Consider the following 21660-nt stretch of genomic DNA (forward strand, 5'->3'; position numbering starts at 1 on the left):
AATGCGAAACCATGGAAAGATACAAAGAGTAGCTCGCTAGAGCGAAATGAATTACTTCGAACAATTAAACGTTTAGGTAGGACACTATGGAAAAAATGGTCAGGCTATCATCGCCGAAGTTTGGTTGAGACTAAAATGCACTGCATCAAATTATTAAGAGATAAACTCAGTGCAAGGAGCTTTGATAGCCAAGTCAATGAGGTTCATGCACGTGTAGCAGTCCTCAACAGATTTACGGAATTAGGTCGACCACTTACCCAAGTTACGCCTTAAATTTGGCTCAATTAGGGGCGCTTTGCCTTTCAAATCTTTGTGCAACAAAGCCGTTCCACTCTAGTTAACATCTTAGTTCCATTTACTTTTCACTTAATTTATATAGCAGTTAACTCGTAGCATCAATGAAATAACATGACATGGAAAATAATCAAAAAGACAGAATTTGGATTTTGATCAGATCTGCATGTTTACATGCTTCTACAGCAGCTTTGAATGTTTCACTTAACCTTTAAACTTTTCTTAAAACTAAATATATTTACATATACATTCTAAAATTTGATAGAATTTATTAAAACTTTAGATTCTAAGTGTAAATAATGAGAAGCGCTAATATTCGACGTGATGGCTACTTAAAATTTCTGAATACATGGCAAGACCGTGATGTCATTAAAGTACTTTCAGGTGTGCGTCGCTCTGGAAAATCCACCTTATTGGCGATGTTTCAACAAGACCTAAAAGCACAGGGTGTACAAGCCGAAAACATCATTGCCATCAACTTCGAATTTATGGAATTTGAAGAACTCACCGATTACCGTAAACTACATGATTATGTATTGTCCAAAGTTGATAAAAGTAAAAAAAACTATGTTTTTTTAGATGAAATACAACATGTTACAAATTTTGAGAAAGTAGTCGACTCTTTATATGTTCGGGATTATATCGATTTATATATTACAGGCTCAAATGCATTCTTTCTAAGTGGAGAACTTGCGACTTTACTTACAGGACGCTATATAGAGCAACATGTTTTACCCCTTTCATTCCAAGAATTTAAACAGTGGCATATTGAAAATAATCCGATCATCCAACAATTATCCAATCGTGATTTGTATGCCATGTATACGCGCAGTAGTTTCCCTTATACGCTTGCCATGACTAGCCAGCAGGAAACCTATGATTACTTGCAAGCGGTCTATGCCAGTGTAATGTTTAAAGATGTTATTCCCCGTTTGAATACTGCCGATATTAACTCTCTCGAGCGTGTCGCAAGATATTTGGCAAGCGTGACAGGCTCACCTATTTCCATCAATAAAATTAAAAATACCTTTGTTTCAAGTGGGGTTAAGATTTCATTTGAAACAGTAAAACGCTATATTCAGGGCTTACAGGACAGTTTGCTATTTTATAGTGCCGCACAGTTTAAAGTACGCGGGCGTGAGTTATTACAATCCTCTGAAAAATACTATTTAGTTGATGTCGGATTGCGCCGGATTATGTTGCCTGATGCTAATGCTGATCAAGGTCATATCCTAGAAAATGTGATTTATCTTGAGCTTGTCAGACGAGGTTATACGGTCTATGTAGGGCGGGTTGATGAATATGAAATTGATTTTGTTGCTGTCGATACTTTACAGAATTTAACTTATTATCAGGTGGCATTAGAAACGCTCAATGAGGAGACACTCAGCCGAGAGTTACGTCCATTACAGAAAATTTCTGATTCGTATCCCAAGTATTTGCTTACCTTAGACACGATAGGGACTGAAGCGAATTATAATGGTATTGTAAAAATGAGTGCTCTCGATTGGTTGCTATCTGAAAATAAGTAAAGTTGAGGGTAGACATGGATACTCTTATTTATTAATTAAAACTCAAAGACTTTTCAGCATCATTCAAGAATGTATTCAAGCATAATTTCTGCTCCAATTGTGATGGATCGATTTACCTCGATTCGATTGAGTCAGACTATCATGATTGAGCCAGAGTCGCTTACTGAAAGTAGCGAGAATTGCGCTGGAGTTTCTGAAGGATATTAATTCCTTAGTTTGCCCATTCATCCATCTGGGCATTTTTTTTGATCAAAATACAGTGCTGTTCTTGCTAAAAAATGACGGCACCCACCATAAAACACAATATTCCAAAAATAATCCAAGGCCAGATCTTTGTCTTCGGTTGTTCTAAATTCTGAGGATTATATTCCGTGTGTTCTAGCGATGTCGGTTGTGGAACACGGGTTTTTTTAGAGTAAGGCTGGTGTTTAGAGTAAGATAGTCCCGTACCTGGAATACCGACACTGGTTCGCGTACCTTTTTTCCCAATATTTAGAGAAGCACCAGGTTTGCCAATGCTGGCACTGCTGATGCCTTTATGGGTCAGATTAATTTTAAAACCCGGGAATAATTTAATACTTTTACGAAATCTAAAACCCATATTGCTCTCATTCTAAAATTTAGCTCAATTTACGCTCTACACCAGGATCCATGATCTGCTAGAGATCTTACTTTGACGGCTATCATCAGGATACTAGTATATTTTTTATCTGATGATTGCAATACTACCTTTAAATACCGTCAAAAATGTTTACTGTATATTTGCTGTAGGGTAATCTTAAAGCTGCTATTTATTGACTGATTGGTATATGACGACAGATAAGCATGAAGTCCTTCTTAGAATGAGAGCCATTGAACTCCTTGCATACTGGGAAGGTCGTTTGGTTACCAATCGTTTGATGAGTTGGTTTGGACTGAGTCGACAGCAGGCTTCTGCGGATATCAAGCGTTACAATACGCTGTATAACCCAGATGCCTTGATTCATGACCCCTCCGTCAAGGGTTATGTGCCTAAGGCCAGCTTCCAGCCTGTACTGACTACAGCGCACATCAATGAATATCTTAATATGCTGTCAGGTTTGGTTAGTGAATCGCATGCCCTGATTGCGATGCCAGAACCGAATCTTGCAGCAGTTCAATTACCTGATCGCAGTGTACGTCCTGAAGTGATTCGGGAAGTTTTGCGTGCCTGCCGCAACCAAAGTACTTTAAAAATGATTTATGCCTCGATGCAGAATCCGCAGTGGCATGAACGCATCATTTCCCCACACACCCTGGTGTATACCGGTTTTCGCTGGCATGTCCGTGCCTATTGCCATCAGAGCAAGCAGTTTAAGGACTTTTTACTCTCCAGAATTGATCGCACACCTGTTGTGGTGGCGATTGAGTCAGTAGACCCTGCTCAGGATCAGCAATGGCATGAAGAAATTGTACTGACGCTGATCCCTAATCCAAAATTGAATGAAGCTCAAAAAGCGCTGGTCGAAAAAGACTTCGGCATGCCTGATGGCAGATTACAGATTCCGGTCAAAAAAGCCCTGGCTCACTATACCTTGCAGCGATATCAGGCTGCGATCACGCTGGCTGAAGCAGATGATGCCTTGAAATATCCCTTGGTACTACAACGTTCAGATATCGAAAAACTGTCGTCTTATCTGTTTGATCAGGCCTCATAGGAGATTGGCCATGTTAGAACAATTTCATTATGACAGTGACCTGATTGGTGGTTCACTGATGGTGCGTGAAAGTCGGTTAATCGCGGATCTGTTATTGCGTGAGGCGACTCCAGAACAATGGCATCAGGCGATTCAGGTGGACAATATTCTGCAAAAAAGAACGCCTGCTTCAGCTCAACGCAATGCCACCGCTATTCGTAAGCGTCTGGAGCGCTTGGAGCCTGATTTCTGGAAAGCACTACGTGATGGGGATGATGAGCTGGCGACCCAGGTGGCTTTTTGTGGCGCATTGGAACGCAACCTGTTGCTGCTTGAGTTTATGGAAACAGTGATGAGGGATGCCTATATCTCTCAGGCGCAACACTTGGACAGTTATATCTGGTCAGACTTTCTGGATGAGCGCTCACAACGTGATCCGGATATCTGTGATTGGAAAGAGTCCAGCAAGAAAAAAATGGGGCAGGTGGTGTTTCGCATGCTGGCAGAAGCCGGTTACTTAAAAAGTACCCGTAAGCTGGAGTTGCAGCGTGTGATCGTCAGAGCAGAGCTGCGTAGCCTGTTGGAAGAACATTATAAACAACGCATTAAAAGATCTATGGAAGTGTCGCTATGGACGCGGTAGTTGTAGAGGGGCAGCAATGAGTCAAACAATACATGAGCGTCTGAACCAGATTCCAGAGCGAATTCTTTCCACCGAGTTTCTCACCGGTCAAGGATTGGGCAATGAAATTGGCTTCTGGATTTTTGATTATGCACCTGAAGATGAGTTGAAAGTGCGCGAATATCTGCATTTTCTAGACGGGATGCTGGAGAAAAAACACAGTCAGCTGAAGGTGGTGAATATCAACCTGCTGCAAGCCGTGGTGGATTATCTGGCTGAGCGCAACTTCATCGATAAAGCCATTCAAATGCAAAAAGCCAAAGGCGATGAGGCGCTGCTCAAAGCGCTGAAAGGCCCACTGCATATGGATAAGTTCGCGCCCTATCTGGTGAGTAAATATGCCACCAATGCACAAGATATTGTGTTGATGACTGGGGTAGGGTCGGTTTGGCCACTGTTACGTGCCCATCACTTATTAAACAGTTTGCATTCGTTACTGGGGCATAAGCCAGTGGTGTTGTTTTACCCAGGTTATTACGACGGTCAAAGCATGAGTTTATTTGGAAAAATTCCAAGCAATAACTATTACAGAGCATTCAAATTAGTGCCATAACACGGCACATAAAATAGATAAAAATCAGGAAATTAATTGATATGAATATTAAAGAACTTTTTTATAAGCCACTTGATCGCGCAATTAACGGGGTTGTAAAGGCAGATCAAGATGATGATGCAACGGTTTGTCAGGAACTCGATGAGTATGTGGTCACCAATGAACTGGAAAAGCATTTTCGGGACTTTTTCCAGTCTTATGGCACAGACCTGAGCGATCCTTCGATTGCTAACCGTGTCGGCGTATGGATTTCAGGCTTCTTTGGTTCAGGTAAATCCCACTTTCTAAAAACCTTGTCGTATATTCTGGCCAATAAAGTGGCACGCGATGCGGAAGGTAACGAACGCAGTGCTGCAGAATTCTTTGATGAAACTAAAATCCGCGATGCATTTATCCGTGCCGATATTGGCAAGGCGGTCAGCCATCATGCCGATGTCATCCTGTTTAACATCGACAGTAAAGCCAGTTCCAATGACGATGGCAATCCGATCCTGAATGTGTTTTTACGTGTGTTTAACGAGTATCAGGGTTTTAGTGCTGACCATCCACATATTGCGCATATGGAACGTCACCTGAGTCAGAAAGGCGTCTATGAACGCTTTAAACAGGCGTTTGAAGAATCCAGCGGCATGTCCTGGCTAGAGGAGCGTGATGGCTACCAGTTCTATCAGGATGATGTCGAAACTGCGATTTCTCAGGCACTGAATCTATCAGCAGAAGCAGCGCATAAATGGTTTGAGGATTCTGAGCAGACCTTTAGTGTTTCGGTTGAAAATTTCTGTCAGTGGGTGAAAGAATACCTGGACAGCAAAGGACCACAGCAACGCATGTTGTTCCTAGTGGATGAAGTGGGGCAGTTTATTGGCAGCGATACCCGCTTGATGCTGACCCTGCAAACCATTACTGAAAACCTGGGTACGATCTGTAAAGGCCGCGCTTGGATTATCGTGACCTCACAGGCAGACATCGATGCTGTTTTAGGTGAGATGTCTTCTTCCAAAGCCAATGATTTCTCCAAGATTGCTGGACGTTTTAAAACCCGTTTATCACTGTCCAGTTCCAATACCGATGAAGTCATCCAGAAACGTTTATTACGAAAAACCCCAGAAGCTGAAGCATTGCTCAGATCGGTGTTTGAGCAAAAGGGCGATATCTTAAAAAACCAGATTACCTTTGACCGTTCAGGCCCAACACTCAAGAACTATGAGGGGCCAGACAGCTTTATCCATAATTATCCTTTTGCGCCGTACCATTTCCAGCTGGTGCAAAAAGTTTTTGAAGAAATCCGTAAGGTCGGTGCGACCGGTGCACACCTGGCCTATGGTGAACGGTCCATGTTGGATGCGTTTCAGATGGCCGCGAACGCGATTGCCACAGATGAAGTCGGTGCCCTGGTTCCTTTCCACCGCTTCTATACTTCAGTGGAAGGATTTCTGGATACAGCAGTGAAGCGTACCATCGACCAGGCAGGGCAGAATAAGACCCTGGATGGTTTTGATGTGCAGATGCTGCGTACCCTGTTCATGATCCGCTATGTCGATATCATCAAAGGTACACTGGATAACCTGGTGACTTTGTCGATTGAGAAAATTGATGAAGATAAGCTGGCATTGCGCAAGCGGATTGAAGAGAGCCTGCAGCGTCTGGAAAAAGAGAGCCTGATTACTCGTAATGGCGATGAGTTCCTGTTCCTGACTAATGAAGAGCGGGATATCACTCGAAAAATTAAAGCCACTGACTTAGCAGCTTCAGAAGAAAATAAAGAGTTAGCCAATCTGATCTTTAAAGATTTACTGCGCGATCAGAACAAATACCGCCATCAAGCCAACAAGATGGACTATCAGATTGGTCGTTTTCTGGATGGTCATAGCCTGGATGGCAAGTATGAGAGCGATTTGAAAGTTGAAATCATTTCTCCACTGGATACGGAATATAACCTCTACACAGAAGCTTTCTGTATTGGTAAGAGCGCCGAGGCCGAAGGGCAGATACTGTTTAAACTGGCAGACGATAAACAGTTCTTTAATGAACTGCGCACCTGGCTGAAAACCAATAAATTTATTCGGTTAAATGATGATGGTACCCAATCCGATATCACCCGTATCCTGGCAGACCGTGGCCGTGAGAATCAGGAGCGTAAAAAACGTCTGCGTGCCCGGGTCGAAGAAATGTTGCTGGACGCGGAAAGTTATGCCTTGGGTCAACATCTACAACTTTCATCTTCAAGTCCAACCACCAAGCTGGATGAGGCTTGTCGTTATCTGCTGGAAAACACTTATACCAAACTGAGCTATTTGCAGGTCTATCAGCAGGATGCCTGGCGTGAACTGAACGCCGTCTTGACTGTGGATGATATGGCGCAACTCGGATTGTCTCTGGATGGCGGTCAAAGCAATCCGAAAGCCCTACAGGAAGTAGAGCAGTACATTGCACTACGGGCCACTGGTACAGAGCGTATTCTGGTCTCGGATGTGATAGATCGTTTTGCCAAACGCCCTTATGGCTGGCCAGATGCCGAGATTTTACTGCTGGTAGGTCAGCTGGCTGCGATGGGGCGGATTTCTCTGCAGTTAAATGGCGGCAGCTTACAGTTGAAAGAGGCCTTTGAGCCTTTACAAAACAGCCGTCGTCGCCGTGATGTGTCGATCATTAAAAAACGCCAGACTGATGATCAGGTGTTGAAACAGGCACGCCAACTCACCCAAGACCTATTCTCGGCTATGGGACCAGCGACAGAAAAAGAGCTGTTTGAATTCTATACCCAACATTTTAAAAACTGGTTAGCCAACTTTAAGTCGTATAAGAGTAAAACTGATGTTGGGCAGTTCCCGGGCAAGAAAGTGATTGAAAAGTCGATTCTCACTTTGGAACGTCTGCTGACCAATAGCGACAGCTTCGATTTCTTTAAGGCCGTGGTCGAGAACAAGGACGACTATCTGGATCTGGAAGAAGACTATCGTGATATTCATGAGTTCTTCACTAACCAAATGCCGAGCTGGCAGCAACTGCAACAGGCCTTACGTCATTTTGAGAAAAACAAACAGGCGCTGGGCAGTGATGAGGTGGCAAAAAAAGCCCTCTCCGAATTACACCGTATTGCCACCCTTGAATCGCCCTATGGCCTGTTAAATAAAGTGGCTGATTTGGTTCGCACAGTGGAAAGCGTCAATCAACGCTTGCTGACTGAGAAGCGCAATCAGGCGATAGAACACATTGATGACAAGATCAAGCAGTTGGAAGCCGAGATTAAAAACAGTGGCATCGCTAGCGCTGAGCTGAGTAACAAGCTATTACGCCCACTACAACTGCTGAAAACGGATATTGAAGTGGAAACTAGCCTGTCCACCATCTATATGCTGCAAACCCAAACCAGCGTCGAGCATTTTGATGAAGCCTTGTATGAGTTGGAGCGAGAAGTTCAGGCGGAAATCCAGCGTCAGGCCAAAGCGGCACAACTGGCTCAGCGCAAAGCCGAGAGTGTAACCAACACTGCAACCACCTCCAGCCCAGTTACATCAACACCTGCTGCGAGTCCGGTACAGCCTGCGACAGCCGTAGTGCCACCGAAACCAGTGGTAGAAGTTGATGTCGCTAGCATTTACAGCAAAACCTCCAGCAGTGTCTATCTGGAAACAGAAGAGTCAGTGGATCAGTTTGTAGATGCACTCAAAGCTGAACTGAAAAAAATTGTGAGTGACAAAAAGCGTGTGCGTATCCGCTAACAGGGCTTAGGGATATCAGCATCAGTCATTAATTAAAGGTTGAACTATGAACACCAGCAATATTAAAAAATACGCACCGCAAGCACGTAACGATTTTATCGCAGCCATGCGCAAGCAGGCCGCCAAATACGGCATCACCGCAGACCGCATTTCACCGGCTGAACAGAAAGGCGACTTGCTGCTGATTGGCGATCAGGTTTTTCCGCTATCAGTCATGAAACCACGTGACAAGCTGATCAAACGCATTCAAACCAGCAGTTTTGAGCAGACGATTGATTATATCGCTTATAGTTGGTTTAACCGTCTCTGTGCCATTCGTTACATGGAATGCAAAGGCTTACTGGATCATGGTCGCCGTGTACTGAGTAGTGCCGATGGTAGTGCAGGCTTGCCACAGCTTCTGGAAGAATGTTTGGATATTGACCTACCGGGTTTAAATGCCAGTCGTGTGGCTGAGTTAAAGCTGGATGGCAATAAAGACGAAGAGCTGTATCGGGAGCTATTACTGGCGCAGTGTCATGCGTTGAATCAGGTCATGCCACTCCTGTTTGAACAGGTTTCTGATGAATCTGAACTGTTATTACCGGATAACCTCACAAAAACCGATTCCTTGATCCGTGATCTGGTCAGCAGCATTCCAGAAGAAGACTGGTCGGATGTGCAGATTATTGGCTGGTTGTATCAGTTCTATATTTCTGAAAAGAAAGACCAGGTGATTGGTAAGGTTGTTAAAAGTGAGGACATTCCTGCAGCGACACAGTTATTCACCCCAAACTGGATTGTAAAATATCTGGTGCAAAACAGTGTCGGCCGTTTGTGGATGATGGCACAGCCTTACAGTACGCTTGCCAGTGAGTGGGAATACTATATTCAGCCGGCTGAGCAAAACGACGAAGTTAATGCACAGCTAAAACAGCTGATTGATGTGCGGATCAGTGAAGATGGCGATACTTTAAACCCTGAAAGCATTACCGTGCTGGATCCGGCCTGTGGTTCGGGGCATATTCTGGTGGAAGCTTATGACTGCCTCAAAGCGATTTATTTGGAACGTGGTTACCGTAGCCGGGATATTCCACGCTTGATTCTGGAAAATAACCTGTACGGCATTGATATTGATACTCGTGCCGCACAGCTCGCTAGTTTTGCATTGTTAATGAAAGCACGTGAGGATGACCGCCGTTTATTTAGCAATCCACCAAAGCTGAATATTATTGCGTTACAGGACAGTCAGCCTGAACGTTTGGAGGCGTTTAGTCAGGATTTGGCAAGTACTGGTATTGCACAGACCGATTTAAAAGAACTGTTGGACCTATTTGAATATGCTTCGACCTTTGGTTCTTTGATTCAGGTACCAGCAACATTCGCTCAAAAGCTACCTGAATTAGAAAGTAAGCTGAATACTGCATTAGCGTCAGGGGATATTTTTAGTCAGCAGTCAGCACAAGAACTGTTACCTTTAGTCCAGCAAGCTAAATTACTCGCAAAACAATATGATGCAGTGATTGCGAATCCGCCGTATATGGGCAACAAGTACTTAAATCCAAATCTTAAAACCTATTTAAAGAAAAATTATCTAGGCTATGAAAAAGATTTATTCTCAGCTTTTATGATGAGAGATTTATATTTCACGAAACCTAATGGTCAATTAGGTTTTATGTCCCCAATGGTTTGGATGTTCTTATCTACTTATGAAAATCTAAGGAAACATTTAATTAACGAAGCAACAATTTCTAGTTTAATACAGCTTGAATATTCAGGATTTGATGGAGCTACTGTACCAATATGTACTTTTACTTTAGCAAAACAAAATATTAACGACTACTTAGGTTCATACATTCGATTATGTGATTTTAAGGGTGCAGATAACCAAGGTCCCAAAGCTTTGGAGGCAATAAGTAATAAAAAATGTAAGTGGTACTTTGAAACAAAGCCTAAAGATTTTAATAATATCAATGGAAGTCCAATTGCGTATTGGATTAGCAAAAAAGTAAGAAATCTTTTTAAAGAGTGCTCTACCTTAGGAGATGTTACGGAAGCTGTTGTTGGTTTACAAACAGGTGATAATAATAAATTTTTACGTTTATGGCATGAGGTTTCTCATACTAAATTAGGTTTTGGTATGAAAAGTCGTCAAGAAGCATCTTTATCTTGTAAAAAATGGTTTCCTTATAATAAAGGTGGTGATTTCAGAAGATGGTATGGTAATCAAGACTACGTAGTAAATTGGGAGCAGGATGGTTTAGAAATTCGTGATAATGTAGATGAAAATGGCAAACAGCGTTCTAGACCACAAAATACTGATTATTATTTTAAACCTTCAGTAAGTTGGTCGGATATTACTTCGTCGATGAATGCTTTTAGATATTTTCCAAAAGGATTTATTCATGATGTTAAAGGGCAATCCGCATTTTTTAATGATGATTCTTATCTCTCAACCTTAGGTATTTTAAATACAAATTTAGTAAGTTATTTAATGCCTATTTTGAACCCAACAATTTCGTTTCAAGTCGGAAATTTTAAACAGTTACCATTTTTAAATAAAGTTGATAATTCTAAGAATATTTTAAAACTTATTGATATAGCTAAAAAGGACTGGGACGTTTACGAAATCTCATGGAATTTTACTGAAAACCCAATCATTCGTACTCAGCAGCCAACTTTAGAACAAGCCTTTAATACATGGCAACAGCAAAATACTGACGCCGTTGCTAAAATGAAACGTCTGGAAGAAGAAAACAATAAGCTGTTTATTGACGCTTACGGTTTACAGGATGAACTGACACCAGACGTGCCTGATGCGCAAATCACTTTAAACCGTGCTGACCGTGAAAAAGACAGCCAGCGTTTAGTCTCTTATGCCCTTGGCTGCATGATGGGACGTTATAGCTTAGACGAACCAGGTCTGATTTATGCCCACGCAGGTAATCAAGACTTTGATGCCAGCCGTTATCAAACATTCCCAGCCGATGCTGACGGCATTATTCCACTTACCGAAATGCACTGGTTTAAAGATGATGCAACCCATCGTATTCGAGAGTTCTTAACTGCAGTGTGGGGTAAAGACACACTGGATACCAATATGCAGTGGCTGGCAGAAAGCTTGGATAAAAAAGCCAATGAAACCGCTGAAGATACCATTCGCCGTTACTTAGCCAGCAAATTCTATAAAGACCACATGCAAACCTATAAAAAGCGTCCGATCTACTGGTTATTCAGCAGTGGTAAACAAGGGGCTTTCCAGGCGTTAGTGTACTTGCACCGCTATAACGAAAGTACTTTGGCACGTATGCGTACCGAATACGTGATGCCGCTGATTTCCAAAATGGCAGCGATGGTTAATTCTTTGCAAAGTGAAATCGAAAACAGTGATTCCGCTGCTGAAATTAAACGTAAAGAGAAAGAACTACAAAATCTGCATAAGCAACAGGCTGAACTGAGTAGCTTTGAGGAAAAACTGCGCCATTATGCCGATCAGCGTATTTCGCTGGATCTAGATGATGGGGTGAAAGTGAACTACGGCAAGTTTGGAGACTTGTTGGCTGAAGTGAAAGCTGTGACGGGGGAAAAGTGATGAATAGCTTTTCTTCCACACTAGATCATGCAGAGGTGGTTGCATGAACTTAAGTCAACTTCAGCAAGGTCTGGAACAAGCCTTTTATACTGAACAGCATCGAATTGTCTTTTGGTATGATGCAGAACAGTCATTTACTGAAGAAATCAAAGCCCTAGAGCTAAATGATGTCCAGATTCTGAATATGGCAGAAGAATCCAGCCTTGCGATTAAGCTTAAACTGGAACTTGAGGATCAGCAGGGTAAATACTTGCTGTATTTCCCAAGTGCTGAGCCTGAAACTGAAAAAGACTGGTTACTGGACATCAAGCTGTATTCACGTAGCTTCTATGCCGATCGTTTCTCGATTATCTTCAATGAGCTTGGCTTACAGCAGCAGAGTCTAAGAGAACATCTGGCCAAACGTGAAGAATTCCTTAAAGCCAAAGCCCGTCTGAGTACATTGAAACGCTATATCCAGCCTGATGCAGATGAACAGGATCTGGATATGGCCATGATTGCGGCTGTGGTCAAGGCTGACAGTGCCGAACTTATGCATATCGTTCTGGCACTGGCAGATGAAATGGTACAGCAGAACCTGGCTCTGGAAGTAAATCCGGAATCCTTTGCTGAACTGGAAAAATTCCAACTCGTACCAGCTTTAGTTACAGCATTACAGGCGGAAATTGGTTATCCAGCATCGGTTGAAGAATTGAATGGGGAAGTACCATTCAAGCTCGGTACGTTCTTTATCCGTTTGATGAGCACAGGTTTCTGTGAAAGTCTGGGCGATATACCGCTATGGGCTCAAGAACTGGTAATGTCTTCTGTCAGCTCCCGTGCAACAGCCAGAGCCTTTTTGTCGCGCTGGAGAGACAGTTCTAAATACTACCCAACCTTCGATACGCTTTCCCAGACCGTGGCGAATGCACTGCGGATCCAGGAGAGGGTCGGGGCCTTTGATCTGGGGCAGCTGCTGGATGTCATGACCTTTGAAGTGATTGAACAAAAGATCATTGTTGATTTGGCCAGTCATATCCCTGCAGCAACCAAAGCTGAACTGGAACATTTCAGAACGATTATTTCTACCCGTCTGGATGGTTATTGGGCTTCCAAACATAAGGACGATGCAACCCGCCGTAAATACCGTACCGTCTATACAGCGTTGCAGGCAGCGATTGAGCTGTTCAGTTTACGACTACAGTTTGATTCCGGTTTCTATTTTGACTCCAGCGAAGCCTTGTATAAAGCCTATGAACAGGAGCTGTATCGCTTTGATATGGCCTATCGTCATTACAGTGCAGCCTCTCAGCGAGCTCATGTTGATATCCTGAAAAAACTCGATGAAGAAATCGAAAATTGCTATGCCTACTGGTTTATTGACCACTTGGCACGAAACTGGGGAGAGCGGATTGAAGCTGAGCAACGCTTGAATGTCTGGAAAATGGCAGATATCCCAAATCAGCAGAACTTCTACGATACCCACGTCAGACCTTTACTCAATTCTGCAACGAAACGCCGTATTGTGGTAATTATCAGTGATGCTTTCCGTTATGAAGCTGCGGTAGAACTGCGTGATCGTATCAATGAAAAGCGTTATTCTGAAGCGACCTTGTCTTCACAGCTGGGAGTTGTGCCAAGTTACACCACACTTGGCATGGCCTCGTTGTTGCCGCATCAGACTTTGGAGTACAAAGAGGCCACAGGGGATGATGTTTTAGTAGATGGGCAGTCCAGCAAAGGGACTGCAGCACGATCCAAAATTCTGGCTGCCTATAATGGATTGGCGGTTACCGCTGAAACGGTAAAAGGTTGGTCGCGTGATGAAGGTCGTGAAGCACTTAAAGACCATGATTTGATTTACGTTTATCACAACGTGATTGATGCTCGGGGAGACAGTGCCTCTACAGAATCAGAAACCTTTATGGCGGTGGAACATGCCATTGAAGAGCTGACTGAACTTAGCCGTAAAATTTTAATGCATTTCAATATTTCTACCCTGTTGATTACAGCCGACCATGGCTTCTTGTTCCAGCAAAGTAAACTGGAATCTGCGGATCGTTCAAGCTTGACTGAAAAACCTGCCAATACATTGAAAAGCAAAAAACGCTATGTGATTGGGCATGGTTTACCAGAGAGCAAGGAAGCATGGAAAGGCTCAACCCAAGCTACGGCAGGTACACTATCTGCGACTGATTTCTGGATTCCAAAAGGGGCGAACCGTTTCCATTTTGTAGGAGGCTCACGTTTCGTGCATGGCGGCATCATGCCTCAGGAAATTGTGGTACCGGTACTGATGGTAAAACAGCTACGTGGTGAAAAGGCTGGACAGCGGACCAAGCGTAAAGTTGAGGTCATTTCTACCAAATCCACGCTGAAGATGGTCAATAACATCCAGAAGTTTGATTTGATGCAAACCGAAGCTGTCAGTGAGCTGGTCATGCCAGTGACCCTGTCGATTGCCATTTATGATGGGGATATCAAAGTATCTAGTGAAGAAACCTTGACCTTTGATAGCAGTACCGACTCTGTTGCCGATCGGGTCAAACAGGTCAGATTGTCATTGTCTGGCACTGATTTTGACCGTAAGAAAGATTACTTCCTGGTACTGAAGGACAAAGACCTGAATATCGAAATGCAGCGCTATAAGGTCACCATTGATCTGGCATTTACCGATGACTTCTTCTGATAACGAATTAACGATAGAGCGTAGCCTACATGGAATCTGCTAACGATAAAGAACTGGATCAGCTGCTGAATGAACACTTTGCCGGGCGGGTGGTACGTAAGGATCTAACTAAACTGATCAAAGAAGGGGCCAATGTCCCAGTCTATGTACTCGAATACCTGCTGGGGATGTACTGTGCCTCGGATGATCCAGAGATCATTGAACAGGGACTACGTAACGTAAAGACCGTACTGGCTGAGAACTACGTACGACCGGATGAAGCTGAGAAGGTGAAATCCCTGGTCCGTGAACGGGGCAGTTATAAGGTCATTGATCGGGTGACCGTAAAGCTGAATGAGCGTAAAGACAAATACGAAGCATCATTTAGTAATCTGGGCATCAAAGATGCCGAAATCTCGGCAGGCATCGTCAAAGAGTATGAAAAGCTGCTGGTCGGTGGTATCTGGGTCATCGCCACACTCAGCTACTACTTTGATGAAGGGCAGACCAGTTCTCCATTTGGCGTGAGCTTACTCAAGCCGATTCAGATGCCCAATATGAATATGGAGGAGCTATTCAATGGACGAGCAGCGTTAAGCACTGATCAGTGGCGCGAGAGTTTAATCCGTTCGATTGGCATGGAACCGGCTTCGCTAAAAGAGGACGTGCAATGGCACCTATTAGCGCGTATGGTTCCGTTCGTTGAAAATAACTATAACGTCTGTGAACTGGGACCACGCGGTACCGGGAAAAGCCATATTTACAAAGAGTGTTCACCAAATAGTATTTTAGTCTCCGGTGGGCAAACGACTGTCGCCAACCTGTTCTATAATATGAGTAGCCGCCGTATTGGTCTGGTGGGCTTATGGGATGTGGTAGCTTTTGATGAAGTCGCCGGTATTTCCTTTAAGGATAAAGATGGCGTACAGATCATGAAAGACTACATGGCCTCGGGATCTTTTGCCCGTGGTCGTGAACAGATGGAAGCCTCAGCTTCGATGGTTTTTGTGGGTAACATCAACCAAAGCGTGGAATCCTTGGTAAAAACCAGCCATCTTTTGGCACCTTTCCCTGAAGCCATGATCGATTCAGCATTCTTTGATCGTTTTCATGCTTATATCCCCGGCTGGGAAATTCCAAAAATGCGTCCGGAGTTCTTCACCAACCGTTATGGCCTGATTGTTGACTACCTTGCAGAGTTCTTCCGGGAAATGCGTAAGCGTAGTTTTGCGGATGCCATTGAGAAGTACTTTAAGCTCGGCAACAACCTGAATCAGCGTGATGTGATCGCCGTTCGCAAGACGGTTTCTGGATTGATGAAGCTGCTCTACCCACATGGTCAATTTAACAAAGAAGATGTACGCCTGTGTCTGGAATATGCACTGCAGGTCCGCCGTCGCGTCAAAGAGCAGCTGAAGAAAATTGGTGGCATGGAATTCTATGACGTTCATTTCAGCTATATCGATAATGATACCTTAGAAGAACATTTTGTCTCAGTCAAAGAGCAGGGTGGTGGCGGACTGATTCCAGATGGTCCAGCGAAACCAGGTTTTCTGTATACCATCGGACTCAGTAATAAAGGCATGCCTGGCTTGTATCGCTTAGAGCTTCAAGTCACCAAAGGCTCAGGTAAGCTTGCAACTTCAGGCCTCTGGAACTCCAGCAGTGCCAAAGAACAAGTCAAGATTGCCTTTGACTACTTCAAAGCGAACGCCTCTAGAATATCGGGTGGCAGCAAAGTCATGGAGCATGACTTCCATCTGCATGTGGTGGAATTACAGAATACCGGGCCACTTAGTCATCTGGCTTTGCCGAGTCTAGTCGCTTTTGCTTCAGGCTTGCTCGGACGGTCAGTACAGAATCAGATGGTGGTCCTGGGAGATATGAGCCTGGGTGGAAACGTCACACCGGTTGAAAGTATTGCCGAATGTCTGCAAGTTGCTTTTGATGCGGGTGCCAAGAAGGTTGCTTTGCCAATGAGTAGTGCGGCAGATATCCCAACGATTCCTGTGGAACTGTTTACCAAGTTCCAGACCAGCTTTTATGCAGATCCGGTGGATGCGGTGTTTAAAGGGCTGGGAGTGGATTGAATTGATTCTGTATAAATCAGTTAAAGAGAAAAGCTTTTGAAATGATTAGGAAATATGAATCACATGAAGGATTTAATAACAGCTATTTTGGTTAAACAGCCCAAACTTACTGCTAGAGAAATTGCCAAAACTCTTGGTATTGAAAAGAAAGAAGTGAATGCTTTTTTATATCAAAATCAAGATATATTTTCACAAGATGAAGCCTTTTGCTGGTCTTTAGCTATAATTCCGTCAGTTAAAAAATTAGAAAGACCAATGATGAACTCTGAACTTGAATTAAATGATATTGTTAAAAATAAACTAATTCAATTGTTGGATTATGTATCTCATCAAGCTGAGGATACTCAAAAAATTCAATATGAAATGAGTGGTAATAGATTTTATTCTCATGATCTAGAAAAACTTCGTGGCTTAAAAATTCTGAATGATGACGATTGGTGGTTCCAAATTGAACGATTACAGCTTCAATCGATGCCGAAACCATCTGAAATACTCTCTTCCTACATTCATGTAGATGCCGAAAAAGAACCCACTGTTAATTTTTCTAGTTTAAATAAGATTGTATCTTTCAAAAAAGTTCATCAATTCCGCTTGCCCTACATTAGCGTGGCATGTGATTTGATTACTAAAATTGACATACTTCAGGAGCTGTTCAAAGAATTCGAAAGCTATCAAAATATTTGGGAAGATTGGAAACAAAATAACGATGATATTAAAAAATCTATTGTTGTTTACGACAAATTATTCTCATGGAATACCGCGATTAATTTAGGTGGAACAGGTGATGGTGAAGAAATTGTTGCAGGCTTTGGCTTAGTTGACTGGGTACTTCCAACGACTCAAAAATCTTACTCATATCCTCTTATTACTATCCCGTTAGAAATGGAGATAGAAAAAAATGGATTAATACGTGTAGGTGCCAAAGATACACGTGCCAATATAGAAATGGATGCCATCTTATTAGAGGATGATCTGCCTACTTCAGGACAAGTAAAAGTAACCTTAAAAGAAAACTTAAATAATGGTCGCTCATTACGCCTATTTGAAGGGGAAACTTACTCTGATCTAGTTAATGCCTTCGTCGCGAATATTTTTTCAAAAGGAGCAATTGTTGAGGCTGAAAATAGGGCTATACCATCTAAAAATCTAGCGGTGACATTAACATCAGTATTGTTTAGTCGTCCTAAAAGAAATTCTATTTTAAGCGATGACATTGAGTTATTAAAAACTAAACTTAATGACCCTTCAGTGGCTATACCTGAACAACCTTTATCGTTAGTGACAGAATTAAAAAGCGATATTAATCAAAAAGAGACTTATAGTTTTAGAGGGCGTTCTGGTACTGAGGGATTCGGATCAAAAGTTGAAGAGCTTTATTTCCCGCTGCCTTATAACAAAGAACAAATTACTATTGTTCAGAATCTGCTAACCAGCAGTGGTGTAGTGGTGCAAGGTCCACCAGGTACAGGCAAAACACATAGTATTGCAAATATTATCTGTCACTATTTGGCGAATGGTAAAAAAGTACTGGTAACTGCACAGCAGTCACATGTCCTTAAAACAGTACATGAAAAGATTCCTGATGAATTAAAGCCTTTGGTAGTCAGTCGCATTGGTTCAAGCAAAGAAAGTAAAAATCAGCTTGAATCTTCAATCGATTTGATTGTGCAAAAAATTACCCAAATGAATGTTGCAGAAGTTCGAAAAACGATCGAAGTTCTAAAACATCAAATAGATCATAACCATCATGAAATGGCTTTGATTGATCGAGAAATATATAACTTTGCAGAAAAGCATTATCAAAATATTGAAGTAGATGGTAATAAAAAATTACCTATGGATATCGTGAAAACGGTATTAGAAAGTAGAGCATCCTGCGAATGGTTTACCGACCAATTAACTTTGGAGGAAAAAGACCAGTTTCCTTTTTCCCAGATTGAGTTGATTCAATTGAGAGACTCAAGGAAGAAAATAGGTATAAACTTACCATACATAAATTATGGACCTCTGCCAGCTCCTGAAAAGCTGTTAGATTCGGCGAGCCTGAAGAAATTAAGTGAGTTCTTAAAAGAAAAAGATGAGATTGAGGAATTCTTAAAGCAAAATGACCAACATAATTTCAAGGAAACTATTTTTGAATCAGAAATTAATGAGCTAAGAGATTGGTTAAAGATTTATCTAGAAGATCTAAACCTTGTTCTTGATCATGCAGAACCATGGTTATTGAGCTATTTCAAAAAGATAAATTCAGAAGATAAGGCTATGGAACTTGATATCTATAGTAACCTTATTCAAGAAGTTCAGCCTTTATTGGAATACAGGAAAACGCTACTAATTGATCCTATAGAGCTGAATTTTGAGATACAACCAAACTCAAAAGAATATCAAGCTGTTCAACGTGCTGTTGATACAGGTAAGCCATTTAATTGGTATCATTTTGGTACTGCTGAGTTACAAGACCTTTTTAAGTCAATTAAAGTTTCTGGAAAATATCCTGATACATCGGATGAATGGAAAAGACTTAAAGAATATCTTGATAGAAGGCAGACTCTTAACGTCTTTATGAGCAAATGGAATAGTATTGCCGCACAATTAGACATTCCTTTAATTGAGTTAAATAATCGTAATATCGATGAAATATTAAAAGAGTTCACCCAGCTCATCAGTAGAACCCAAAAATGCCTAGATTTAAAAAATAAATATTTGGATCAATTTAATGCGAATTATTTAAAAGTTTTTAAGAGAGCTAAATCTTTTGATTTCTACGGATTACCTAAAAATATTGATGACTTGATTCAATTGTTAGGGCAGAAGTTAAAAATATTTAATTTAGAAGTCTATCAACAACAACTGGCTGATCAAATCCTTTATTTATCAGAGTTTGGTAATAAAATATCAAATCAGTTAAAAAAAATTGTATCTCAGATTGATTCCGATTCATTACATGAAAGTGAACTTGGCGAGTATGCTGATTTATTAAAAAAATTATCACATTTAAAAGATCTAACTGAAGATTTTGAAAGAGTTAAATCCGCCAGTATTAGATTGAGTAAAACAAATGCTTTGATTCTTAGTAAACATATTCTGGAAGTTCCGTACGCTGAAGAAATTGAAGATCCTGTATTACGTAATACATTGCTAGAGGCTTGGGAATGGAAACGTCTTGAGATTTTTGTAATGGCCATCAGTAATACAAGTCAAATTGAAAATTTGTATGAGCGCCGTCGTATACACGAGAAGAATCTATCTCAAAATTACGCTCAATTGGCAGCAAACAAGACATGGTTGGCATTAAAGGAAAATGCCTCAGACAAAATTTTAGTTGCATTACAGCGTTATAAAATTGCTGTACAACACTATGGAAAAGGGACAGGTAAGAATGCTCCACGTTATAGAAAAGATGCTCAAGTAGCCCTTAAAGAGGCAACAGCAGCTATTCCTTGCTGGGTCATGTCACATCTTCAGGTATCTGAATCTATGCCTGCTGAATTAGGCCTCTTTGACTTAGTGATTGTGGATGAGGCATCACAATCATCAATTGATGTATTACCTGTTTTAATGCGTGCTAAAAAATTATTAGTAGTGGGGGATAATAAACAAGTTTCTCCGAGTAATGTCGGTCTAGCAAGTGCTCAAATTGATGTATTAAGAAATCGTTATCTACATGGTCAGCCACATGCTGCATATTTAACACCAGATATGTCTTTATACGACATGGCTTCTTCTATCTATGAGTCAAGTGTGATGCTTCTAGAGCATTTCCGCTGTCATCCTGCGATCATTAGTTACAGCAATAAAAACTTTTATGGTAATCGTATTAAGCCAATGCGACTATCGAAGAAGTCTGAGCAGTTAAGCCCAGCTTTAGTCGCAATTTATACATCGCAGGGATATAGAGAATCTAAAAACAGCAAACATATTAATCGAATAGAAGCGAAAGCAATTATTGAGGAAATGAAGCTACTTTTTAAAGATGAACGATATACGAATAGATCAATTGGCGTGATCTCGTTGCTAGGTCCAGCACAGGCTGAGTTCATTCAATCAGAAGCTTTGAATGAGTTTGGCGCAGGAACTCTTACTCAGGTTCAATTTGCTTGTGGAGATGCTTCAGCATTTCAGGGTGCAGAAAGAGATATTATTTTCTTATCTATGGTAGCAGATCCTGAGAATTGTCATGCTTTGAGTCGATCCGATCATGAACAGAGATTCAACGTGGCTGCAAGCCGTGCTCGTGAACGGATGTATCTCGTCCATTCCGTGAGTCGTGATCATATATCTCCAAAAGATCTAAGGCTGAATTTACTCAATCATTTTTATGATTTGCAAGAAGATCAAAAAGCATCATTTGAAGCAAAATTAGACTTGTGTGAATCGGAGTTTGAAAAATCTGTATTTACGACACTTCATGAAATGGGTTACACAGTTACTCCACAGGTTAAGGTTGGAAGCTATCGAATCGATTTAGTCGTTGAGTCAGATGGTGATCAGCGTTTGGCTGTTGAATGTGATGGTGATAGCTATCATGGGCCAGAACAATGGCATGATGACATGACTCGTCAACGTGCTTTAGAACGCGCAGGATGGACATTCTGGAGATGCTTTGCATCGAGTTGGTCCATTGAACGTGAAAATATGATTATGTCATTAAAGGAAAAACTTGATGCAATGGGTATAAAACCTACACATGGAATGAGTAGCTTAACTCAAGATGTAGAACACAAAGTGTGGGTAGATGACGAATCTGAAATGAGTGCGGAAAGTGACATCGAGAAAGATTTGTTAATTCTTTAATTGTACTAGCTTGTATTTAAATGGATTCGCTAGCGGACACTTACGTAACTAAAGATTACAGTAGTAATCTTTAGTTCAGGGTTATTTTAACTTTTCAACGATGAACCTAAATAAGCAGGG

General features: G+C 41.8%; 11 protein-coding genes. 10 read left to right on the plus strand and 1 reads right to left on the minus strand.

Annotation, left to right across the window (positions count from 1 at the left end; all coding sequences use genetic code 11):
• On the plus strand, window positions 1-273 hold a 273-nt coding region (locus tag ACSC97_RS12065; RefSeq protein ID WP_392390400.1), incomplete at its 5' end, for a transposase.
• Between the two features lie 320 nt (window positions 274-593).
• On the plus strand, window positions 594-1826 hold the full coding sequence (locus ACSC97_RS12070) for an ATP-binding protein (RefSeq protein ID WP_001255534.1): 1233 nt from the start codon (window positions 594-596) through the stop codon (window positions 1824-1826).
• Between the two features lie 271 nt (window positions 1827-2097).
• Here the strand turns inward: ACSC97_RS12070 and ACSC97_RS12075 are convergent, their stop codons facing one another.
• Window positions 2098-2427 carry a DUF4236 domain-containing protein gene (locus ACSC97_RS12075; RefSeq protein ID WP_000506885.1) on the minus strand — a complete coding sequence of 110 codons (330 nt, stop codon included), beginning with the start codon at window positions 2425-2427 and terminating at the stop codon, window positions 2098-2100.
• A 208-nt stretch (window positions 2428-2635) separates the two neighbouring features.
• Between ACSC97_RS12075 and ACSC97_RS12080 the strand changes: the two genes are divergently transcribed.
• From ACSC97_RS12080 to ACSC97_RS12115, 8 genes are all read left to right on the plus strand, one after another.
• Entirely contained in the window at window positions 2636-3502 is an 867-nt protein-coding gene (locus ACSC97_RS12080) for a WYL domain-containing protein (RefSeq protein ID WP_004827030.1), read from the plus strand.
• 10 nt (window positions 3503-3512) lie between these two features.
• Window positions 3513-4124 carry a DUF1819 family protein gene (locus ACSC97_RS12085; RefSeq protein WP_000892995.1) on the plus strand — a complete coding sequence of 204 codons (612 nt, stop codon included), beginning with the start codon at window positions 3513-3515 and terminating at the stop codon, window positions 4122-4124.
• 16 nt (window positions 4125-4140) lie between these two features.
• Window positions 4141-4716: a DUF1788 domain-containing protein gene (locus ACSC97_RS12090; protein WP_026040240.1), complete on the plus strand. Its 576-nt coding sequence runs from the start codon at window positions 4141-4143 to the stop codon at window positions 4714-4716.
• 41 nt (window positions 4717-4757) lie between these two features.
• The gene (gene brxC, locus ACSC97_RS12095; RefSeq protein WP_436661160.1) at window positions 4758-8438 is read left to right on the plus strand and encodes a BREX system P-loop protein BrxC; all 3681 of its coding nucleotides are present in this window, start codon (window positions 4758-4760) and stop codon (window positions 8436-8438) included.
• 46 nt (window positions 8439-8484) lie between these two features.
• Entirely contained in the window at window positions 8485-12009 is a 3525-nt protein-coding gene (pglX, locus tag ACSC97_RS12100) for a BREX-1 system adenine-specific DNA-methyltransferase PglX (protein WP_436661162.1), read from the plus strand.
• Window positions 12010-12052: 43 nt separating this feature from the next.
• The gene (gene pglZ, locus ACSC97_RS12105) at window positions 12053-14677 is read left to right on the plus strand and encodes a BREX-1 system phosphatase PglZ type A (RefSeq protein ID WP_436661164.1); all 2625 of its coding nucleotides are present in this window, start codon (window positions 12053-12055) and stop codon (window positions 14675-14677) included.
• 29 nt (window positions 14678-14706) lie between these two features.
• On the plus strand, window positions 14707-16746 hold the full coding sequence (gene brxL, locus ACSC97_RS12110; protein ID WP_436661166.1) for a protease Lon-related BREX system protein BrxL: 2040 nt from the start codon (window positions 14707-14709) through the stop codon (window positions 16744-16746).
• A gap of 63 nt (window positions 16747-16809) precedes the next feature.
• Window positions 16810-21540, plus strand: a complete 4731-nt coding sequence (locus tag ACSC97_RS12115; protein WP_436661168.1) for an AAA domain-containing protein — start codon at window positions 16810-16812, stop codon at window positions 21538-21540.
• The last annotated feature ends 120 nt before the right edge of the window (window positions 21541-21660 follow it).

Origin of the sequence: Acinetobacter sp. P1(2025), from assembly GCF_051390655.1 — a bacterium.
Taxonomy (GTDB): Bacteria; Pseudomonadota; Gammaproteobacteria; order Pseudomonadales; family Moraxellaceae; genus Acinetobacter; species Acinetobacter junii.

Coding starts and splice junctions, on each gene's coding strand:
- ACSC97_RS12070 (WP_001255534.1), top strand. CDS start 594: ATGAGAAGCGCTAATATTCGACGTGATGGCTACTTAAAATTTCTGAAT.
- ACSC97_RS12075 (WP_000506885.1), bottom strand. CDS start 2,427: ATGGGTTTTAGATTTCGTAAAAGTATTAAATTATTCCCGGGTTTTAAA.
- ACSC97_RS12080 (WP_004827030.1), top strand. CDS start 2,636: ATGACGACAGATAAGCATGAAGTCCTTCTTAGAATGAGAGCCATTGAA.
- ACSC97_RS12085 (WP_000892995.1), top strand. CDS start 3,513: ATGTTAGAACAATTTCATTATGACAGTGACCTGATTGGTGGTTCACTG.
- ACSC97_RS12090 (WP_026040240.1), top strand. CDS start 4,141: ATGAGTCAAACAATACATGAGCGTCTGAACCAGATTCCAGAGCGAATT.
- brxC (WP_436661160.1), top strand. CDS start 4,758: ATGAATATTAAAGAACTTTTTTATAAGCCACTTGATCGCGCAATTAAC.
- pglX (WP_436661162.1), top strand. CDS start 8,485: ATGAACACCAGCAATATTAAAAAATACGCACCGCAAGCACGTAACGAT.
- pglZ (WP_436661164.1), top strand. CDS start 12,053: ATGAACTTAAGTCAACTTCAGCAAGGTCTGGAACAAGCCTTTTATACT.
- brxL (WP_436661166.1), top strand. CDS start 14,707: ATGGAATCTGCTAACGATAAAGAACTGGATCAGCTGCTGAATGAACAC.
- ACSC97_RS12115 (WP_436661168.1), top strand. CDS start 16,810: ATGAAGGATTTAATAACAGCTATTTTGGTTAAACAGCCCAAACTTACT.